General features: G+C 54.8%; 5 protein-coding genes. 1 reads left to right on the top strand and 4 read right to left on the bottom strand.

Translation table 11 applies throughout. From position 1 onward, the window contains the following. The 4 genes from ACTG3T_RS02660 to ACTG3T_RS02645 form a co-directional block, all read right to left on the bottom strand. Window positions 1–588 (bottom strand): polyprenyl synthetase family protein (locus ACTG3T_RS02660; protein ID WP_439100719.1); only part of this gene is annotated, 588 nt, incomplete at its 3' end. Between the two features lie 52 nt (window positions 589–640). Continuing rightward, a complete protein-coding gene (locus tag ACTG3T_RS02655; RefSeq protein WP_439100718.1) occupies window positions 641–856 on the bottom strand; it encodes an exodeoxyribonuclease VII small subunit in 216 nt (71 codons plus the stop codon). A 117-nt stretch (window positions 857–973) separates the two neighbouring features. After that, complete coding sequence (dxs, locus tag ACTG3T_RS02650; RefSeq protein WP_439100720.1) at window positions 974–2,908, bottom strand: 1-deoxy-D-xylulose-5-phosphate synthase; 1,935 nt, start codon at window positions 2,906–2,908, stop codon at window positions 974–976. Between the two features lie 66 nt (window positions 2,909–2,974). Then, the gene (locus ACTG3T_RS02645) at window positions 2,975–3,700 is read right to left on the bottom strand and encodes a hypothetical protein (protein ID WP_439100717.1); all 726 of its coding nucleotides are present in this window, start codon (window positions 3,698–3,700) and stop codon (window positions 2,975–2,977) included. Between the two features lie 123 nt (window positions 3,701–3,823). Between ACTG3T_RS02645 and ACTG3T_RS02640 the strand changes: the two genes are divergently transcribed. Next, window positions 3,824–4,950 (top strand): GGDEF domain-containing protein (locus tag ACTG3T_RS02640; protein WP_439100716.1); only part of this gene is annotated, 1,127 nt, incomplete at its 3' end.

Raw genomic sequence — 4,950 nt, 5'->3', positions numbered from 1 at the left:
ATCAATAATCTGAAAAGCCAGGCCGATTTTGTCGCCTGCGCTCTCCAGCGTTTCCAACTGAGCCTTCGTCGCATTCCCAACAATGCCCCCCATTACGAGTGCGGCGGTAATGAGTGCGCCGGTTTTGAGGGCGTGGATATTTTTCAACTGTTCTAGCGTGAGGTGTTGATCTGTAGCCTCTATATCCAGACCCTGACCACCCACCATGCCATCAAAGCCTGCGGCTCGGGCAAGGCGTGCGATGAGTTTGACCCGCTGTTCGCTGCTCAGCGCATCATCATTGGCGATGAGCTCAAAGGCTTTGGCCTGCAACCCATCGCCAACCAAAATCGCCGTTGCTTCATCGAAGGCAACATGCAACGTGGGGCGGCCCCGTCGAAGATCGTCGTCATCCATGGCCGGGAGATCATCATGAATTAAGGAATAAGTGTGGATTAGCTCGATAGCCTCCGCCGATGGACCTGCCAGAGCTTCTGCAGCATCGTTGCCTGTGGCTCGGGCTGCGGCCTGGAGGAGCTGGGGGCGGAGGCGTTTGCCTGGGATGTCTATAGAGTAACTATGCGCCTTCTTCAGATGCGTCGAGTTCATGGCATCTTTTTCGGTCGGTCGCATGGCAATTTGGGGAGTGGAGCCGTCAATACTAGTCAACGTCGTCTTCAGCGGGTTCTTTGTCGAGGAGGAGTTGGACACGTTGCTCGGCTTCTACCAGTTGTTGTTGAGCAGCTTTGATAGCGCCAATGCCTTTCTCGTAAGTCTTGAGGGAATCTTCCAGTCCTGTATCGCCGCTTTCAAGACGCTGCACGAGTTCGTCAACTTCTTGTAATGTGGTTTCAAAGTTCGCTTTTTTTTTCGTCACGTTCTCTCGCCGAGTAATTGCTGTGCTTAGGAATGATGAAGGTCCGATAGGAATCGGTTTAAGGCTCAATTACAGAGCAAAGCTTCAAGTTTGGGCAAGCTAAGTCCGTGGGCATAGCTAATTTCTGCTAACTTGCGCCACAAGGTTAGGGTCTGCGGATCGTGCTGTGGCGGCTCTCCCCGCTTCAATGATTGGATCCGCATAAGCACCGGCAAATTGTCGAAGCATTGCCTGATCTCCATGGTCAATAAATGCATCAGGTATACCGAAATGCTTAACGGGACACCAGACATCGTTCTGAGCCAGTAATTCCGCGACCGCAGATCCGGCTCCCCCCGCAATAGCGTTTTCTTCCAGAGTAATAATCAGCTCGTGGCTCCCCGCAAGCTCCAGGATCAAATCTTCATCCAGCGGCTTGATCCAGCGCATATCGACGACGGTCGCATCCAGCTCCTCACCGGCTTCCATGGCTTCTGAGAAAAGTGCGCCGAAATTAAGAATTGCGACATCCTGCCCAGGCCGCACAAGGACCGCCTTGCCAATGGGCAGCTCGGCCATGGTTTCTTCAATGAGCGCGCCCGGGCCCGTGCCTCGGGGATAACGGACAGCCGCAGGGCCCGCATGGCGATAGGCGGTATAGAGCATCTGACGACACTCGTTTTCATCCGAAGGTGCGCCGATAACCATATTAGGGATACAGCGCAGATAACTGATATCGAAAGCGCCATGATGCGTGGGGCCGTCCTGACCCACCAGGCCAGCTCGATCAATGGCAAACGTGACGTCCAACTTCTGTAGCGCTACGTCATGCACCAACTGATCATAGGCGCGCTGCAGAAACGTGGAGTAGATGGCAACGACCGGCTTTGCGCCCTCACAGGCCATGCCGGCGGCGAGGGTGACCGCATGCTGCTCTGCTATCGCAACGTCAAAAAAACGCTCAGGGTATTGCCTGGCGTACTCGACCATACCGGAGCCTTCACACATCGCTGGTGTTATGGCCATCAATCTGCTGTCGGCCTTTGCCATATCGCATAGCCATTGCCCGAAAACATCCTGGTACTTCACCTTTTTGAGCGTCGGCAGCGGTGGTGGTGTGTCTGCCGCATCGGGGTCCGGTTTTATCTCAAGTTTGTTAATGGCGTGGAAGCCAATGGGGTCCGCTTCGGCAGGAGAGTAGCCTTTGCCTTTCATGGTGAGAACGTGAAGAAACTGTGGCCCTTCGAGGTCGCGCATGTTTTCCAGCGTCTGGATGAGCTGGGGAAGGTTATGGCCATCAATGGGACCAATGTAGTGCCAACCGAGCTCCTCAAACAGGGTGCCGGGAGCCACCATGCCCTTCATATGTTCTTCGGTGCGTTTGGCCAGATCCCAGGCCGGTTTGATCATGGCAAGGGCGCGCTTGCCTCCCTCACGCATGCTGATATAGGTTTTGCTCGCCCATATTTTTGCAAAGTACTTGGCGAGGCCGCCGGTGTTTTTGCCAATGGACATCTGGTTGTCATTAAGAATAACCAGCATGTTGGGGCGTACATCGCCAGCATGTGCCAACGCTTCAAAAGCCATGCCGCCGGTAATTGCGCCATCTCCGATGACTGCGACTACGCGGCGAGGGTCACTCTCCCGGGCCGCGGCCAAAGCCATGCCCATGGCGGCAGAAATGCTCGTGGATGAATGACCAACACCAAATGTGTCGTAGTCACTCTCGCTGCGTTTTGGGAAGCCTGAAAGCCCCCCGGCCTGCCGTATGGTATGCATGCGTTGCATACGACCCGTAAGGATTTTGTGAGGATAAGCCTGGTGTCCCACATCCCACACCACCCTGTCTCTTGGAGTATCAAAGACTCTGTGAAGCGCGATAGTGAGCTCCACAACGCCGAGACCTGCGCCAAAATGTCCGCCGGATTGCCCTGCACTAAATAGCAGGTAGGAGCGCAGCTCTTCCGGGAGAGCTTCTAACTCCTCTTCTGAAAGCTCAGACAGATTCAGACCCTGGTCGATTTTATCCAGAGCGGGGGTGTTGGGACGGGCTGTGGGGAGTTCATTAAACATCGCGAAAGTGTAGCTCAAAATACGCGCTGTTGGTTGCCGATGCGCAAGACAATTCTCAGCAAGTTTCTACTGTGAGGCTTCCTCGTGTGCCTTGATTTCGGAAGCAAGCAGCAGCGTTACCCGTGCATAGCCCGTCGGGCTGAGATTAACACCATCGCCCCGATAATAGTCAGGGTTAGGCGCACCTCCCGATCCACGCAGCATGGGGTTGGGGTCAATGATGGTGAGATCCGGAGTCTCTTCCGCCATTAGCACCAGAGCAGCGCCAATTTTGGAGATACGTTCCTCGTCATCTGGATGCAGGGGCATTTGGACAGGCGCAATCACATAGCGCCAACTGCTCGCGCCGTACTCTTCATCGAGTTTCAGCAGTGCTCGCATACTGTCCCGAAAATCTTCCGGCGTTTTTTCGTCTCGCAGGTGCAAATCTGCATAGCCGGGGAAGATCACCAGTATGTCAGGGCGGTAGAACGCTGCCAGGCGATCAAAGTGGTAGGAAAGATCCTCGAGTGTCGCATCGCCCAAGGGTCTGAGTAGTGTTTGCCGAGGCAGGAGGCCGGCAGGCAAATCCTTCCAGAGACGAACACGATGACCGCCGATTACGACGATAGGATCTTCAGGTATTGTTTTATCCAGATCGCTGTCGATGAGGTCAGCGATGTCGGCGTTCCAGACTTCCGGGGAAGGATTGAGGTAGTTGTTTACGTCTTTCGAAAGGAGCAATGCGAAGTGAATGACGGGCAGGCAGAGCAACAGCCCCGCTATGGTTCGTAGTGACTTCCACTGATACATACCGTATCCCCCGTATTCGAAGGTAAGTGTGTCTTAGCGGGGGAAGGGGAGCAATGACCCATTCGAGACCCTGTGATCGAGGTCTCATCCGCAGCACTAGTCCTTACCCAAGGGGGTTGCGCGGTGTACACTTTTGCCATGATCTACCTGCGCAACATATCCGATGATGAGCTTTTCTCGGCTCAGCTGGAGCTGCTGATGCAGCATGGGCGCATCGCATCGATGATGGCCAATCTCATCGGAGCGATAGCGGCGATGGCTTTGCTGTGGCCCTACGTCGAGCCACAGAGCCTGTTGCTCTGGGGCTTTGGCCTGATGATTCTGTTGTTACTCCGATCCCTTTACATGAGTGGAGCCCTTGCCGACCGACGCTATGTGTCCCGACCAAAGCGGGTCTTCTGGCACCTTATTTTTGGATCGGCATTGACTGGAATGGTTTGGTCGGGGACTTACATCTACGTCGGTCAATACCTGCCTGCAACACTCCAGTATTTGCTGCTTCTCATTGTGGTGATGATTTCAGCAATCTCCCTTGCCGTGATGGTCGTGGTGCGAGAGTATTTCCTGGTTTTTATCTTCTCTGCGCTATGGCCCATTGCCTGGTGGTGTCTGGCTCATTTCTGGGACCAGCCCCATAACCTGCTGCTGGGTATCCTGCTTCTCGCGCTCACTGGTTTGTTGGTAGCCGCGAGTAACGGTATTCACGATACCTTCTGCCACATGCTGAGCCTTAATTGGCAACAGGAGGCGATGGCGCGAGAACTTGGGCAGATCACCAACTCCCTGCGCGATCGAAACCTCCAGTTACAGGAAGCCAGGCGACAGCTGACGGACCTTGCCAATATTGACGAGCTCACGGGTCTCGGAAATCGTCGGCTTGTGAATCAGACGCTTAGGGACGAGGTGAATCGTGCGCGACGGAGTCATGGCTGGTTGTCGGTAGTGCTTATTGATGTGGATTTTTTCAAAAAATACAACGATACCTACGGGCATCCCGCGGGTGATGAGGTATTGCGCCGTATTGGCGACATCATGCAGCGTGCTACGGCCCGGGCGGGCGAAGTTGCCGCGCGCTACGGCGGTGAGGAGTTTATTCTGGTGTTACCCGGGGCCAGCGCAGCGGATGCGCTACGCACCGCAGAACGTCTGAAACGGCTGGTCTATGAGGAAAACATTCCGCACAGCACATCCGAGGTATCGGATCGCATTAGCATCTCCCAGGGCGTGCTTTCCATCATGCCCGATGAAGA

Origin of the sequence: Congregibacter sp. (genome assembly GCF_965660375.1) — a bacterium.
Taxonomy (GTDB): Bacteria; Pseudomonadota; Gammaproteobacteria; order Pseudomonadales; family Halieaceae; genus Congregibacter.
This window is presented reverse-complemented; position numbering and strand designations above follow the sequence as displayed.

Coding starts and splice junctions, on each gene's coding strand:
- ACTG3T_RS02645 (WP_439100717.1), bottom strand. CDS start 3,700: ATGTATCAGTGGAAGTCACTACGAACCATAGCGGGGCTGTTGCTCTGC.
- dxs (WP_439100720.1), bottom strand. CDS start 2,908: ATGTTTAATGAACTCCCCACAGCCCGTCCCAACACCCCCGCTCTGGAT.